This window comes from Streptomyces sp. AM25, assembly GCF_058146165.1.
This window is the reverse complement of the sequence record NZ_JBKIWN010000133.1, coordinates 209,634-224,788: the sequence shown is the minus strand read 5'-3', so window position 1 is coordinate 224,788 and position 15,155 is coordinate 209,634. Positions and strand designations below refer to the sequence as shown.

Sequence of the window (15,155 nt, the reverse complement as noted above, 5' to 3'; positions counted from 1 at the left end):
GAGGGCGCGTCGCAATGACCGAGCTCGACAACTTTGACTACGACGTCATCGTCGTGGGCTCCGGCTTCGGCGGCTCGGTCTCCGCGCTGCGGCTGACGGAGAAGGGCTACCGCGTCGGCGTCCTGGAGGCAGGACGCCGCTTCACACGCGAGACCCTCCCCAAGAACTCCTGGGACCTGCGCAATTACCTGTGGGCGCCCGCGCTCGGCCTCTACGGCATCCAGCGCATCCACCTGCTGGGCAAGGTGATGGTGCTCGCCGGCGCAGGCGTCGGCGGCGGCTCGCTCAACTACGCCAACACCCTCTACGTGCCGCCGAAGGCGTTCTTCGACGACCCGCAGTGGGCCGGCATCACCGACTGGCAGCAGGAGCTGCAGCCCCACTACGAGCAGGCGCGCCGCATGCTGGGCGTCCGGCTCAACCCGACCGTGACGCCCTCGGACGTCCATCTCCGGGCCGCGGCCGAGCAGATGGGCGCCGGCGACACCTTCCACATGGCCCCGGTCGGCGTGTTCTTCGGCGACGGCAAAGACGCCGACGGCGCTGCGCGGACGCTGCCCGGACAGGAGGTGCCGGACCCCTACTTCGGGGGCGCGGGCCCGTCCCGCCGGGCCTGTCTGGAGTGCGGCGCCTGCATGACCGGCTGCCGGTACGGCGCGAAGAACACCCTCACCGAGAACTACCTGTACCTCGCCGAGCGCGCCGGGGCGGTCGTGCACCCGATGACCACGGTCGTCGCCGTCACCGAGCACCGCGACGGCGGCCACCGCGTCGTCACCGTTCCCACGGACCGGCGGCGGGCCCGGCCGAAGGCGCTGCGCGCCCGGTACGTGGTGATCGCCGCGGGCACGTACGGCACCCAGACGCTGCTGCACACCATGCGGGACAGGGGGCTGCTGCCCCGGATCTCGGACCGGCTGGGCGTGCTGACCCGCACCAACTCCGAGGCCCTGGTGGGCGCCCAGACCGACACCCGCCGCTACGGCGAACGGCCGGACTTCACGCGGGGCGTGGCGATCACGTCCTCCGTGCATCCGAACGCCAACACCCACATCGAACCGGTTCGTTACGGCAAGGGCTCGAACGCGATGGGCTTCCTGTCCATCCTGCAGGTGCCCGTGGGTACCCGGGCGCCGCGGGCGCTGGCCTTCGCGGGCCGCTGCGTGCGCCACCCGGTGCAGCTGGCGCGGTCGCTGTCGAACCGCCGCTGGTCGGAGCGCACGATCATCGGCCTCGTCATGCAGTGCCTGGACAACTCCCTGACGACGTACCGCCGGACGCGCGGTCCGGGCAAGGGCCTGCTCACGGCCCGCCAGGGCCACGGCGCGCCCAACCCCCAGCAGATCCCGGAGGCCACGGCGGCCGCGACCCTGCTCGCCCAGGAGATCAACGGCTTTCCCGGCAGCAACGTCGGTGAGCTGGTGGGCACTCCGCTCACCGCCCACTTCCTGGGCGGCTGCCCGATCGGGTCCGGCCCGGAGCACGGCGTCGTCGACCCGTACCACCGCCTGTACGGCCACCCGGGCATCTCGGTGGTCGACGGCGCGGCCGTCTCGGCGAACCTGGGCGTGAACCCGTCCCTGACGATCACCGCCCAGGCGGAGCGCGCCATGTCGTTCTGGCCGAACAAGGGCGACAAGGACCCCCGCCCGCAACAGGGTTCGGACTACGAGCGCGTGGCCGCGATTCCCCCGCGCACCCCGGCGGTCCCGAAGGGGGCGTTCGGCGCCCTGCGCACCTGAGGCCGTCCGGCGAGCGCGGGCCCGCCTGCATGGCGAAGGGCCCCGGGCCGCTCCGCGGGGGCGTGCGGGCGGCCACGGGGCCCTTGACTGCCGGCACCGAGGTCAGGGCAGGTCGGTGCCGCAGGAGCGGCGCCGGGGGGAGCGCCGCAGGCCGAGGTCGGTGGTCGGACCAATGGCGGTGCGCAGGAAGGGATTTGGTCTTCCCTTTGCATCGTGGGGGATGAGCCAGGCAGTGCGCAACCGTTTCGACCGGATACGGTCGGTTCCAGGCGTCCCCGGAACCGACCGTCCTTGGATGGCGGCCGGGCTGCTGTCCCCTGCTGACCGGTCGCCGCGCCACCGGAGTGAGGTCCCACGACGCGCGTGCTCGCACGTCACACACTCCAGTGGATCCGCCCTGTTGTTGTCGGGCGCCCGGATGAACAGGGGCGGAGGCCACGCGTGGATTTCTGTGGGCCGCTCCTGGCTGGCGCGGACGACCGGTCCAACGAAGTCGGCGGCAGGCCGGTCACGCTCCGTACGGGTGACGGTCAGGGGGACGGCCGCGCGGTCATCCCGCGGTCGTCCGGCCACTCAGATGCGTCCGCGGCACAGCTCCAGCAGCGTCATGGCGAGCGCCGTTCCCGGCTTGCCGAGCTGACCGCTGTAGTGGTTGAGGATCTCCAGCTCCCGGGCGAGGTTGACGCGGCCCCCGCCGGAGGCGATGCGCTCCTTCTGGATCACGGCCGAGACGGCCATGCGTTCCTGGACGAGTCCGATGATCCGGCCGTCGAGATCGTCGATCTTCTCCCGCGCTCCGGTGATCACCGAGGCCGCGGCCTCGGTGCGGGCGCCGGTGTCCTTCGCGGTGATGGCGGTGCTGGTGCTCATGTGGGGTGTCGTTCCTCTCCGGGGGCTGTCGGCGGCCCGTGCCGGTCGGCCGGCCCGGTGCGGAGGGGAAACGACAAGCGCCCCGGGCCTTGACCGGCCCGGGGCGCCTGGGAAGTGCTTGTCAGCGGTTCAAGCAGCACGACCATGGCAGCCGGACGGGCCGGTGCCATAGGTAAAGACGAAGGTCGTGTGCTTGCGCATGGCCGACAGTATGGCCCGCGGACGCCTCCGGGGCCAATGCGGATTCGGATGGTGAGACAAAAGCACACCCCTGTGCCCCGGTAGAATCGACAAATACAGACCCCCTCCACCGACCGCCGGAAGGCCGCCCCGTGTCAGCAGCACCCCCCGCCGCCGTCCACGACAACACCGCGGAACCGGTGCTCGTTGTCGACTTCGGCGCGCAGTACGCCCAGCTCATCGCCCGCCGCGTCCGCGAGGCCCGGGTCTACAGCGAGATCGTCCCGTCCACCATGCCGGTGGCCGAGATGCTCGCCAAGAACCCGAAGGCGATCATCCTCTCCGGCGGCCCCTCCTCGGTCTACGAGGAAGGCGCCCCCACCGTCGACCGCGCCCTCTTCGAGGCCGGCGTCCCCGTCTTCGGCATGTGCTACGGCTTCCAGCTGATGGCCACCACCCTGGGCGGCACCGTCGACAACACCGGCGCGCGTGAGTACGGCCGTACGCCGCTGCACGTGAGCAAGACCGGCTCCACGCTCTTCGAGGGCACCCCGGCGGAGCAGTCGGCCTGGATGTCGCACGGCGACGCCTGCTCGGCCGCCCCCGAGGGCTTCACCGTGACCGCGTCCACGGACGTCGTCCCGGTCGCCGCCTTCGAGAACGACGAGAAGAAGCTCTACGGCGTGCAGTACCACCCCGAGGTGATGCACTCCACGCACGGCCAGCAGGTGCTGGAGCACTTCCTCTACCGCGGCGCCGGCATCGAGCCGACCTGGACCACGGGCAGCGTGATCGAGGAGCAGGTCGAGGCCATCCGCGAGCAGGTCGGCACCAAGCGCGCGATCTGCGGCCTGTCCGGCGGCGTGGACTCCGCCGTGGCCGCCGCGCTGGTGCAGAAGGCCATCGGCACCCAGCTGACCTGCGTCTACGTCGACCACGGCCTGATGCGCAAGGGCGAGACCGAGCAGGTCGAGAAGGACTTCGTCGCCGCGACCGGCGTGCAGCTGAAGGTCGTGGACGCGCAGGAGCGTTTCCTCAAGGCGCTCGCCGGGGTCTCCGACCCCGAGGAGAAGCGCAAGATCATCGGTCGTGAGTTCATCCGGGTCTTCGAGCAGGCCCAGGCCGAGATCGTCGCCGAGGGCGCGGAGTCCGGCGAGCCGGTCGAGTTCCTCGTGCAGGGCACGCTCTACCCGGACATCGTCGAGTCCGGCGGCGGCGCCGGCACCGCGAACATCAAGTCCCACCACAACGTGGGCGGCCTCCCCGAGGACCTGGAGTTCAAGCTCGTCGAGCCGCTGCGCCAGCTCTTCAAGGACGAGGTCCGCATGGTCGGCCAGGAGCTGGGCCTGCCGGACGAGATCGTCCAGCGCCAGCCCTTCCCGGGCCCGGGCCTGGGCATCCGGATCGTCGGCGAGGTCACCCAGGAGCGCCTGGACCTGCTGCGCGAGGCCGACGCCATCGCCCGCGAGGAGCTCACCGCCGCCGGCATGGACCGTGAGATCTGGCAGTGCCCGGTGGTCCTGCTCGCGAACGTCCGCTCCGTCGGCGTCCAGGGCGACGGCCGCACCTACGGCCACCCGATCGTGCTGCGCCCGGTCTCGTCCGAGGACGCCATGACCGCGGACTGGACGCGCATGCCGTACGAGGTGCTGGCCCGCATCTCGACGCGCATCACCAACGAGGTCCGGGACGTCAACCGCGTCGTGCTCGACGTGACGAGCAAGCCGCCGGGGACCATCGAGTGGGAGTGACCGCTCCCCGCTGACCGCCGCCGCGCCGCCCTCCGCATCGTCCGGAGGGCGGCGCGGCTGTTTTGTGCCCACCTGCGCACCCCCTCCCCTCGGCGGGGGTGGGGGCTCGTCCTTGAGGCGCCTTTGGGGAGTATTTGCGCTGCTTAGGATGGTTGCGAGCCGGGGCGTAGCCGCCTCGGCTCCGTCGTGCGATCTGCCGTGCCGTCGGCGGTGCGAACACCGGAACACCGGATAGGAGAACCATGCGCCTCTCCCGTTGCACAGGGCTGTCCGCCGCCCTCGCTCTCACCGGCCTGGCCGTCACCGCCTGCGGTGGCGGAGCCGAGGCGGAGGAGCAGCCGGCGAAGTCCGGGAAGGCGTCCTCCTCGCCGTCGGCCTCGCCCTCGCCGACCGCGGTGACCGAGAAGCCCGCACCGCCCGCCGAACTGCTGACGAACGCCGCCCGCGCCGTCCGGCCCGAGATCGCCCCCGAGAACGGCGAGAAGGTCGGTGTCGGCCAGCCCGTCGCCCTCGTCTTCAAGAAGCAGAAGATCGCCCAGGAGCTGCGGGCCGGGATCGAGGGCCGGCTGAAGGTCTCGAACAGCGCGAAGGTGCCCGGCGCCTGGCACTGGAACGAGACCAAGGGCGACACCTATCTGCACTTCCGCCCCGAGAAGTACTGGCCCGCCGGCACCAAGGTCACGCTCGAGGCGAAGCTCGCGGGTGTGAAGCTCGCCCCCGGCACGGCCGCCGACCGCGACCGCTCGCTCTCCTTCACCGTCGGCGACTCGATGATCAACACCGTGGACCTCAAGGCCCACACGATGACGGTCGTGCGCAACGGCAAGACGCTGCGCACCATTCCGGTCAGCGGCGGCGACGAGTCGAAGAGCTTCCAGACCCGCCAGGGCATCAAGACGATCATGGCCAAGGAGGGCCGGGTCGTCATGGACTCGCTCTCCATCGGCATCCCCCGCAACCACCCCGACGGCTTCTACGGCTCGTACGACTTCAGCATGCGCGAGACGGTCAGCGGCGAGTACGTGCACGCGGCCCCCGACAACGCCGAGTCCTTTGGCAAGGAGAACGTCAGCCACGGCTGCATCGGCATGTCCACGGAGAACGCCAAGTGGCTGTACGGGATGAGCCTCAAGGGCGACGTCGTACAGGTGAACGGCAGCACCAAGCCCAAGCCGATGGACCACTTCGGCAACGGCTACGGCGACTGGAACCTCGGCTGGGAGGAGTGGCTCGCGGGCAGCGCCCTGGGCGTCCGCGTCGGCTGAGGCCGGAAGGGGCCGAAAGGGGCCGGACGGGGCCCTGTGAGTGAGCAGCTTGTCCACAAACGGGCCGTTGTCCACAGGGCTGAGCGAGGAACGCCTTCCGTACGTATGGTCGGACAAGGACTACGACCCACGACGGGACGGAAGGCGGGCGGCGGCATGGCAGCACTCAGGGGTCGCGAAGACCTGACCCGGTACGCGCTGCTGCCGCTGCGCGTCTTCCTCGGGGTCACCTTCATCTACGCGGGCCTCGACAAGCTCACCGACCCCGCGTTCCTGTCCGCGAGCGGGCAGGGGTCCCTCGGCGCACTGATGCAGTCGGCGCACGACACCGCTGCCATCCCGGCCCTGGTGGACCTGGGCCTGAAGAGCCCGGTCGGCTTCGGCTACGCCCTCGCCTTCGGCGAGCTGCTGGTCGGGCTGGGGACGCTGCTGGGCCTCTTCGCCCGCCTCGCCGCGGCCGGCGGTGCACTGATCTCGTTCACCCTGTGGATGACGGTCAGCTGGCCGAGCACGCCCTACTACTACGGCAACGACCTGGCCTACCTGATGGCCTGGCTGCCGCTGATAGTCGCGGGCGCGCCCCTGCTGTCGGTGGACGCGATACGGCCCCGCCGGCGCCGGGGGCGTGCCCGGCGCTAGGGCGTGCCCGGCGCTAGGGCGTGTCCGATGGGTCGGCACGGGCCCTGCGATGCTCCCCCAGCTACCTCCCCCAGCTACCTCTGGGGGTGCCCCCAGGAGGTGCCCCCAGCACCGGACGCCGCGGGGCCCGCACTGACCATCGGACACGTCCTAGCCCGGCCCCCCGGCCCGGGTCACCGCAGCTCGTGCTGCTCCGTGCCCCGGACACGGCGGCGGCGCACCGCGAAGGCGAGGGAGGAGACCAGGCCCGCCACGCAGAAGCCCCCGACGAGCACCGGCAGCAGGAAGTAGAAGGGAAGGTGCACCCAGCCGCGCACGGCCGCGAGATGGGCCAGACAGCCGCCGATCAGCACCAGGCCGACGACCAGCTTCCCCGGTTCGAACTCATGGCGTCCCACGGGTCACCTCCACCTGTCCGATGCCGGCCTTGAGCCGGAGCTCCAGCGTGCCGCGCGAGGGGTGCCCGGCGGCGGGGGCCAGGGTCAGCCGCCGGTGCTGCCCGGGCCGGATCTCGACGTCGTTGCGCCCTTCGCCGGGCAGCTGGATGTCGCCGACGCCGACGTCGATGGTCAGCTGTGCCGTCATGTCGTCGGGCAGCACGGCCTTGATCCGGCCCGCGCCCACCTCGGCACTGGTGCTGACGGGCCGCTCGCCCTGTCCGCCCTGCCCGTCGGGCGGGTGCAGGCCGCTCAGGTCGAGCACGCCGACACCGCTGCCCACCGTGTAACGGCTCTGCACGTCGGCCGTGTTCGCCGGATGCCACGTGGTGCGCGTCCAGTCCGGGGTGACCGACTTCGGCAGGGCGGCCGCACCCGTCAGCAGGGCGGCGGTGAGCACTGCGAGGAAGACCGTGCCGCCGCCCGTGCGCCCGTAGAACGAGCCGAGCGCGATGCCCAGGCCGAAGACGCCGAGCGCGCAGGCCAGGCCCGTCTCCAAGGACGTGCCCAGCGGCTGGTGGTGCCAGTGCAGGGCGGTGCCCAGCCAGCCGGCGCCCAGGGCCAGCAGGAACGTCCAGCCGCCGAGCCGGGGGGTGCGACGGACTGGGCGGGCGTGCTCGACGGCGGTGCCCCACGCGTTCTCCAAGGCGGTCCGGACGGTCCCTGCCGTCCCGGCGGGGGCAGCCCCGGCCGCGCCGGTGCCGTCGTCGGGTCCCCACAGATAGCCCGTGCTGATGCGGCTCGCCGCCATGACATCCCGTGCCGACGGGTCGCGCCACCAGGAAGGGGTGCCGGCCATGGGCGGGGCCTGCGTCTCCGGGGGTGCCTCCACCGTCTTCGGAGCCTTGTAGGGCTTCTGGACACCGGCCGCTTCGGGCACGGCATCCTCGACCTCGGCCAGCCTGCGGTGCTGCGACCAGTACGCCGCGCCGCTGACGGCTATCAGCAGCATCAGCCCGAAGGCCAGCACCCCGCCGTTGTTGAGCATCGACAGGAACAGCCCGCAGCCCACCAGCGCGCACAGCACCGCCGTCAGCGCAGGACCCTCGACGCGGCCCGACAGCATCCTGCGGGCCTCGTTCTCCTCCTCGCCCTCCAGAGGGATCAGGAGCACGGCGAAGCCGTAGACGATCAGGCCGAGCCCGCCGGTGACCGCGAGCACGCCGAGCACCACCCGGAAGACGACCGGGTCCAGGTCGAAGTACCGGGCGAGCCCTCCGCACACGCCGGAGATCAGCTTGTGCTCGCGGCTGCGCCGCAGCGGTGGCCTGCCGTCGTGGCGGTCGGCAGGGGGTGCATCGTCGGTCATGTGCACATGGTGTCAACCGGAACGCACGTACGGCATCCGTGACGACCCTGGCCGTTCCCTGAGATCGTCCCTGAGACCGATCCGGTTAGGGTGGCGCTGCCCGAACACACGTAGGAAACCGGAGGGGGTGTGCGGTGACGGAGTCATGGCCCGGGGCGTGGCCCGAGGGCGTATCCGGCCCCGGACCGGACGTCGGGCGCCTGCTCGCCGGGCGGTACCGGCTCCTGGAGCGGATCGGCCGCGGCGGCATGGGCACCGTCTGGCGCGCCGAGGACGAGCTGCTGGCGCGTCAGGTCGCGGTGAAGCGGCTGCACGTCTCGCCGGGCCTGGACGACGAGGACCTCGCCACCCTCTACGAGCGCACCCGCCGCGAGGCGCGCAGCGCGGCCCGGATCAACCATCCCAACGTGGTCGTCGTCCACGATGTGGTCGACGACGGCGGGCTGCCGTGCATCGTGATGGAGTACGTGCCGTCGACGACGCTCGGCGACGTGCTCAAGCGCGGCACGGTCGGCACCGAGGAGGCCGCCCGGATCGGCCGCGGCATGATCGCGGCGCTGCGTGCGGCCCACGCGGCCGGTGTGCTGCACCGCGACGTCAAGCCCGGCAACGTGCTGCTCGGCCACGACAGCCGGGTCGTGCTGACCGACTTCGGCATCGCCCAGTCCACCGGCACCTCGACCCTGACCAAGACCGGCGAGATGGTCGGCTCGATCGACTACATCGCCCCCGAGCGGGTCAAGGGCGGCAGACCCGGTCCCGCCGCAGACCTGTGGGCACTGGGCGCCACGCTCTACCAGGCGCTGGAGGGCCGTCCCCCGTTCCGCCGGGACACGGGCGTCGAGACGGCCTACGCCATCGCCGTGGACCCGCTGCCGCCGCCGCGCCACGCGGGGCCGCTGGCGCGGCTGATCGAGACGCTCCTGGCCAAGGACCCGTCCCTGCGGCCGCCCGCGGAACTGGTCGAACAGATCCTGACCGAGCCGGGCGCCCTCCCGGCCGGCGACCCGGACGAGACCGTTGCGGCACTGCCGCGCACGGACGGTGTGTGGCCGGAGGCCGGAGCGGTGGGCGTTGCCGCCGCCGGGGCCGTGGCACCGCCCGTCCTGCAGGCGTCCGACGTCCCGCAGCAGCAGGAGACCGGGACGCACCAACGCCTGCCCGGCACCGGGCAGTTCCCCGACGCCCCGCAGCCCGCGCCGACGGCGGACGCGCCGGGCACTGCCGCCGTGACCGTGCCCTCTCCTCGCCCCGAGCCGCCCGCACGGGCGAAGGGGCGGCGCGTCCTGTGGACCGGGGCCGCCGTGGTCGTGGCAGCCGGGCTGGCCGCCGGGGCGTATGTGCTCGTACCGCAGGACGGCGGTGGGGACGACACCGCCGAGCCGGCCTCGTCACCGGCCTCGCAGTCGGGCCACAGCACCACGCCCTCGTCCTCACCCTCCTGGACACCCCCGCCCGTGCCGCCCGGCTATCACCTGGCCGAGGACGAGAAGGTCGGCATCTCCTTCCCGGTACCGGACGGCTGGACGCGCACGGAGGTGAAGGACACCGACGCGATCGTCTACGTCGACCCGAGCGGACTGGTCAGACTGCAGGTCTCCGTCCTCGACTTCGCGAGCACCGATCCCCTCCAGCACTGGAAGGACGACGAGGCCAAGTCCGTCCAGGAGGGCAAGCTGCCCGGGTACTCGCAGAAGCGGATGCAGAGCACGACCTACCGCGGGCAGCCTGCCGCGATCTGGGAATTCACGTTCAAGGGCCGGGCCCGCCAGTTCCGGGCCGTCGACCTCGGGTTCGGCCGCCCGGGCGGGCAGGAGTACGCGATCTACCTCTCGGCGCCGGACGCCGACTGGGGCAAGCACAAGAAGGTGTTCGACGACGTCCAGGACGGCTTCCGCCCCACCAAGAACCGCTGAGCCCCGCAGGCCGGGATGGGGGTTCGCTCAGGGGCGACCCTGATACCGCGGACCGGCGAGACGTGTGACGATCAACGTATGACCACGGCCACGCCCCCCGACGCCCCGCCACTGCGCAAGCTCTACCGCAGCGCGGAGGGCCGCATGCTCGGCGGCGTCGCGCGCGGGCTCGCGGGGCATCTCGGGGTGCCCGTGTCCTGGGTGCGGCTGGTGTTCGTGGCCCTGTTCCTGGCGCAGGGCATGGGTGCCCTGCTCTACGCCGTGTTCTGGTTCGTCGTGCCGCTGGGCGTCGGCGGCGTCGAGGTGCCGCGCTCCGCGGTCGCCGAGGTCGCGGCGGACGGGCGCAGACGGCTCTTCGCCCGCAAGCCCGACCGCGGGCAGGTCTTCGCGCTGCTCGCGCTCGTCGTCGGCGCCGCCATATTCCTCGACCGGCTCCACCTCGGCCGGGCCAACGCCTACGTCTGGCCGCTGGTCCTCATGGGCGCCGGTGTCGCCCTCGTGTGGCGCCAGGCGGACAACGCCCGGCGCGCCCACTGGGTGGAGGTCGGCCGCAGCAAGCGCGTCCTGCCGCTCGCGCGCGGCGCGGCCGGCGTCCTGCTGGTCGGTGCCGGCGCGACGGGCATCGTCGTGCTGCAGAGCTCCGCGGAGCACCTGGGCACCGTGCTCCAGGCCTCGCTGGCCGTCCTGGTCGGCATCGCCCTGCTCGCCGGTCCCTCGGTGGTGCGGATGACGCAGGACCTCTCCGCGGAGCGCACGATGCGCATCCGCGCCCAGGAGCGTGCCGAAGTCGCCGCCCACGTCCACGACTCCGTCCTGCACACCCTCACCCTCATCCAGCGCAACGCCGAGGACGCCCGCGAGGTCGCCCGCCTCGCCCGGGCCCAGGAGCGCGAGCTGCGCGCCTGGCTCTACAACCCCGAGGGCCGCGGCAAGGACGAGGCCGAGGAGCCCCGGACCCTGGCCGATGCGGTCCGGGCCGCCGCGGCCGAGGTCGAGGATCATCACGGGGTGCCCATCGAGGTCGTGGTCGTCGGCGACTGCCCGCTGGACGAGGGGCTGGGCGCGCAGCTGCAGGCCGCCCGTGAAGCCATGGTCAACGCGGCCAAGTACGGTGGCGAGGGCGGCGCCGTACAGGTGTATGCCGAGGTCGAGGGGCGTACGGTCTTCATCTCCGTACGGGACCGGGGCCCCGGCTTCGATCCGGACGCGGTGCCGGAGGACCGGATGGGCGTCCGCGAGTCGATCATCGGCCGGATGCAGCGCAACGGCGGCACGGCGAGGCTGCGTTCCGTGCCCGGCGGGGGGACAGAAGTGGAGCTGGAGATGGAGAGGGCGGAGAAGGCGTGATGACGACCGAACAGATGCCGGAGCGGCATGTCAGGGTGGTGCTGGTCGACGACCACCGGATGTTCCGCACGGGCGTGCAGGCCGAGATCGGCGCCACCGAGCGCACGGGCGTCGAGGTCGTCGGCGAGGCCGCCGACGTCGACCAGGCCGTCACGGTCATCACCGCCACCCGCCCCGAGGTCGTCCTGCTGGACGTCCATCTCCCGGGCGGCGGCGGGGTGGAGGTGCTGCGCCGCAGCGCGGCCCTGATGGCCGACCCGCAGAATCCGGTCCGTTTCCTCGCCCTGTCCGTCTCCGACGCCGCCGAGGACGTCATCGGCGTCATCCGCGGCGGCGCCCGCGGCTACGTCACCAAGACCATCACCGGCACGGATCTGGTCGACGCCGTCTTCCGGGTCAAGGAGGGCGACGCGGTCTTCTCGCCGCGGCTGGCCGGCTTCGTCCTCGACGCCTTCGCGTCCACGGACGCCCCGCCGGTCGACGAGGACCTGGACCGGCTGACGCAGCGCGAGCGGGAGGTCCTCCGGCTGATTGCGCGCGGGTACGCGTACAAGGAGATCGCCAAGCAGCTGTTCATCTCCGTGAAGACCGTCGAGTCGCACGTCTCGGCGGTGCTGCGCAAGCTGCAGCTGTCCAACCGGCACGAGCTGACGCGCTGGGCGACGGCACGCCGGCTCGTCTGAGGCGGGCCGGGGCACCTCCCGGGGAGGGCGGTCCCCGCTGTGCCGTGGGTCACCCCGGCGGAACCTCCGGGCTCCGCCGGGCATCTACCACGGGCGAGACACCCACCGCCGAACGAGAGCCACCGCCCGATGAGCCTCACAGGAACGCCCTTCTTCCTGACCGCGATCGTTCTGGTGGTGCTGGCCCTCGCCCTGCCGCTCACCCTCTGGGCGAAGGTCGGCGGGCCCAAGCTCGTCCGGCACGTCACGCGCTTCTTCATGCTGCTGTTCGCGCAGGTCACGGCGGTCGTCCTGGTCTTCGTGATCGTCAACAACACCAACGGGCTCTTCGACACCTGGGCCGACCTGCTCGGCACCGGCAACCACGTCAAGGCGGCGGCCGACCTGGGGCCGGACGGCACCGGCGGCCGCAAGGCCGGCGAAGGCCCCAAGGAAGTGCAGAAGTTCAGGCCCGCCTCCGACAAGAGGATGGGCCCGGGCGTCCAGGAGACCGAGTTCAAGGGCCGAATATCGGGTGTGGAGGGCGAGGTCTACGTCTGGCTGCCGCCGCAGTACGACGACCCGGCGTACCAGGGCAAGAAGTTCCCCGTCGTCGAGGTGCTGCCCGGCTTCCCCGGCTCCGCCAAGGCCTGGTTCGGCTCCCTGAACGTCAACACGCAGCTCAAGCCCCTGATGGAGAAGGGCGAGGTGGCCCCGTTCATCATCGTGGCGCCCCGCACCACCCTCCTCGGCGACACCGACACCGGCTGCGCCAACATCCCCGGCAAGGTCAACGCGGACACCTGGCTGAGCGTCGACGTCCGCAAGATGGTCACCGACACCTTCCGGGCCGAGGACTCCGCCGACGGCTGGGCGGTCGCGGGCTACTCCGCCGGAGCGCACTGCGCCGCCAAGCTCGCCGTCGCGCACCCGGACCGCTACCGGGCCGGGGTGAGCCTGTCCGGCTACAACGACCCGGTCGGCGAGCCCGCTTCGCTCACCGCCAGGACCCCGCAGCTGCGCGACGAGAACAACCCCTGGAAGATGCTCCAGCGCGCCCAGACCCCGCCCCGCGTGGCGCTGTTCCTCTCCGGCGCGGAGACCGACGGCTACCAGGCGGGCATGGCGATCAAGCAGTCGGCCAAGCAGCCGACGACCGTGCAGGTGACCCTGATACCGGCGGGCGCCGGCGGCCACGGCACCGCGGTGTGGAAGAAGCAGGTGCCGGACGTCTTCCGGTGGCTGACCAAGCAGCTGAAGGCGCCCACGGCGTAGGCCCGTTCGGCGGGGCGGCCGTCAGACCGGCCGCGTCGCCCCCGCGAACGGCATCTCGTCGATGGGCGCGATCCGCACGGGCGCCCCGGGGTGCGGGGCGTGGATCATCCGGCCGCCGCCGATGTAGAGCCCGACGTGGCTGATGCCCGGGTAGAAGAAGACCAGGTCGCCCGGGGCGAGTTGGTCCCGGGCGATCCGCCGCCCGGCGTTGATCTGGGTGTAGGTGGTGCGCGGCAGCGACACCCCGGCCGCCTGCCACGCGGCCTGCGTCAGGCCCGAGCAGTCGAAGGAGGACGGGCCCGTCGCCCCCCAGACGTAGGGCTTGCCGAGCGCGGAGTAGGCGAACGCCACCGCCTGCGCGGCCCGTCCGGAGACGGCGGAGACCGCCTCGTGCACCGCGGCGGAGGAACTCCCGCCCCCCGTCACGGACTTCACTGCACCGCCCGCCGCGCTGCCGGCCGTCCGGGCGGCCGCTGCGGTGTCGCCGCTCTCGACGGCCGCCCGCTCCTCGGACGGCAGTTGGTCGAGCACCTGCCGGGCCTGGGTCAGCTTGGACTCGATGGTGTGCTTGTGCTGCGCCAGCCTGGCCTCGTCCGTCTTGAGCTCCGCCAGCTGGGTCTCGGCGGTGGTCCGTACCTGCCGGACGTCCCGCAGGTCGTGCTGGACGGCCGCGACGGCGGCGGCCTGCCGGGAGCCCGCACGGTCGGCCATGGAGGCCCGCTCCAGGTACCGGCCGGGGGAGGAGGACAGGAAGAGCCGGACGGTCGCGGGGATGCCGCCCTCGCGGTACTGGGCGGTGGCGAAGGACCCCAGGGCGTTGCGGGCGGCATTGAGCCGTTCGGTCCTGCGGGCGGCCTCGTCCTGGAGCCCGTCCAGTTTCTGCTGGGCCCGGTCGGCCCGCTCCTTCACCCCGTCGTACTGCTCGGTGGCCGCCTCGGCCTGCTCGTAGTAGCGGGCGACCTGGGCCCTGGCCTGTGCGGGGGAGAGGGCGGGGGAGGCGTGGCCGGTGCCCTCCAGCGCCGTGGCGGTGGCGGCGCCCGCGAGGGCGAGGGTGGCCGCCGTCCGGACGGTCGTGCCGGCGAGCTGGTGGAGCTTGGGCTTGCGGTGCGACGCCACGGTGGCCGTCACTTCCTTCCGGTCCGGCAGGGACGATGCCCGGCGGCGGCCTGCACGAGGGGGAGAGAACGGGCCGCCGCCGTCTGCAGGAGGACGCTAAACCGCGGGATCCGCGGGAAACGGGCATGACCGGTAATGCCCGCAATCGACGGTTTGGTGATCACGTCCGGCAGGCTGCCCCGGCGGGTGCGGAAGGATCATTCCCTCCTGTGACCGATGCGGTGTTCCAGCCGGACCTCATGACGAGCGGGTGCTATGCGTCCGGTTAATGTCGGTTCTCATGGACGTACTGATTCACGCCGTGATCGCTCTGCACATCATCGGCATCGCCTCGCTGCTCGGCGGCTTTCTGACCCAGATGAAGGCCATGCGCAAGGGGGAGGCGCGCATGGTCCCCGCGATGCTGCACGGCGCGCTCACCATGCTGGTCACCGGCATCGCGCTGGTCGGCCTCAACCAGGCCCAGGGCAGCACGCTCAACAACTTCAAGATCGGCCTGAAGCTCGCCCTGTTGGTCGTCATCCTGGGGCTGGTCTACGTCAAGCGCGACGAGGAGAAGGTCGACCCGGCGGCCTTCGGCACGGTCGGCGCGCTGACGACGGCCAACATCTTCATCGCGCTGCTGTGGGTGTGACCACGGCCTGAC

At 72.1% G+C, this 15,155-nt stretch carries 13 protein-coding genes; 9 read left to right on the top strand and 4 right to left on the bottom strand.

From position 1 onward, the window contains the following. The first annotated feature begins 14 nt into the window (after nt 1-14). Nucleotides 15-1,742 (top strand): GMC oxidoreductase, encoded by a 1,728-nt coding sequence (locus ACLHRZ_RS38350; RefSeq protein ID WP_490423207.1) that lies wholly within the window; start codon nt 15-17, stop codon nt 1,740-1,742. Between the two features lie 573 nt (nt 1,743-2,315). Here the strand turns inward: ACLHRZ_RS38350 and ACLHRZ_RS38345 are convergent. Further along, complete coding sequence (locus tag ACLHRZ_RS38345) at nt 2,316-2,612, bottom strand: chorismate mutase (RefSeq protein WP_490423206.1); 297 nt, start codon at nt 2,610-2,612, stop codon at nt 2,316-2,318. A 332-nt stretch (nt 2,613-2,944) separates the two neighbouring features. On the opposite strand from ACLHRZ_RS38345, the gene guaA reads away from it, so the two are divergent. From guaA to ACLHRZ_RS38330, 3 genes are all read left to right on the top strand, one after another. After that, nucleotides 2,945-4,543, top strand: a complete 1,599-nt coding sequence (gene guaA / locus ACLHRZ_RS38340) for a glutamine-hydrolyzing GMP synthase (RefSeq protein ID WP_490423205.1) — start codon at nt 2,945-2,947, stop codon at nt 4,541-4,543. Between the two features lie 242 nt (nt 4,544-4,785). Then, nucleotides 4,786-5,808, top strand: a complete 1,023-nt coding sequence (locus tag ACLHRZ_RS38335; protein ID WP_490423204.1) for a L,D-transpeptidase — start codon at nt 4,786-4,788, stop codon at nt 5,806-5,808. Between the two features lie 156 nt (nt 5,809-5,964). Then, nucleotides 5,965-6,447, top strand: a complete 483-nt coding sequence (locus ACLHRZ_RS38330; protein WP_490423203.1) for a DoxX family membrane protein — start codon at nt 5,965-5,967, stop codon at nt 6,445-6,447. 173 nt (nt 6,448-6,620) lie between these two features. Here ACLHRZ_RS38330 and ACLHRZ_RS38325 read toward each other — a convergent pair whose 3' ends face one another. Together ACLHRZ_RS38325 and ACLHRZ_RS38320 are read right to left on the bottom strand one after the other, a co-directional pair. Then, on the bottom strand, nt 6,621-6,845 hold the full coding sequence (locus tag ACLHRZ_RS38325) for a hypothetical protein (RefSeq protein WP_490423202.1): 225 nt from the start codon (nt 6,843-6,845) through the stop codon (nt 6,621-6,623). After that, nucleotides 6,832-8,193, bottom strand: coding sequence for a PspC domain-containing protein (locus ACLHRZ_RS38320; RefSeq protein ID WP_490423201.1), 1,362 nt, complete (start codon nt 8,191-8,193; stop codon nt 6,832-6,834). The genes ACLHRZ_RS38325 and ACLHRZ_RS38320 overlap by 14 nt, the downstream gene beginning before the upstream one ends. 134 nt (nt 8,194-8,327) lie before the next feature. On the opposite strand from ACLHRZ_RS38320, the gene ACLHRZ_RS38315 reads away from it, so the two are divergent. The 4 genes from ACLHRZ_RS38315 (at nt 8,328) to ACLHRZ_RS38300 (ending at nt 13,393) form a co-directional block, all read left to right on the top strand. Next, nucleotides 8,328-10,109 carry a protein kinase domain-containing protein gene (locus ACLHRZ_RS38315; protein WP_490423200.1) on the top strand — a complete coding sequence of 594 codons (1,782 nt, stop codon included), beginning with the start codon at nt 8,328-8,330 and terminating at the stop codon, nt 10,107-10,109. A 78-nt stretch (nt 10,110-10,187) separates the two neighbouring features. Next, a complete protein-coding gene (locus ACLHRZ_RS38310) occupies nt 10,188-11,456 on the top strand; it encodes a PspC domain-containing protein (protein ID WP_490423199.1) in 1,269 nt (422 codons plus the stop codon). Beyond that, on the top strand, nt 11,456-12,139 hold the full coding sequence (locus ACLHRZ_RS38305; RefSeq protein WP_490423198.1) for a LuxR C-terminal-related transcriptional regulator: 684 nt from the start codon (nt 11,456-11,458) through the stop codon (nt 12,137-12,139). The genes ACLHRZ_RS38310 and ACLHRZ_RS38305 overlap by 1 nt, the downstream gene beginning before the upstream one ends. A 129-nt stretch (nt 12,140-12,268) precedes the next feature. Next, nucleotides 12,269-13,393, top strand: a complete 1,125-nt coding sequence (locus ACLHRZ_RS38300; protein WP_490423197.1) for an alpha/beta hydrolase — start codon at nt 12,269-12,271, stop codon at nt 13,391-13,393. Nucleotides 13,394-13,414: 21 nt separating this feature from the next. Here the strand turns inward: ACLHRZ_RS38300 and ACLHRZ_RS38295 are convergent, their stop codons facing one another. Next, nucleotides 13,415-14,521 carry a C40 family peptidase gene (locus tag ACLHRZ_RS38295; RefSeq protein ID WP_490423196.1) on the bottom strand — a complete coding sequence of 369 codons (1,107 nt, stop codon included), beginning with the start codon at nt 14,519-14,521 and terminating at the stop codon, nt 13,415-13,417. A gap of 268 nt (nt 14,522-14,789) precedes the next feature. Here ACLHRZ_RS38295 and ACLHRZ_RS38290 point away from each other — a divergent pair, with 268 nt between their 5' ends. Continuing rightward, complete coding sequence (locus ACLHRZ_RS38290; RefSeq protein WP_490423195.1) at nt 14,790-15,143, top strand: hypothetical protein; 354 nt, start codon at nt 14,790-14,792, stop codon at nt 15,141-15,143. Nucleotides 15,144-15,155 lie beyond the last annotated feature (12 nt).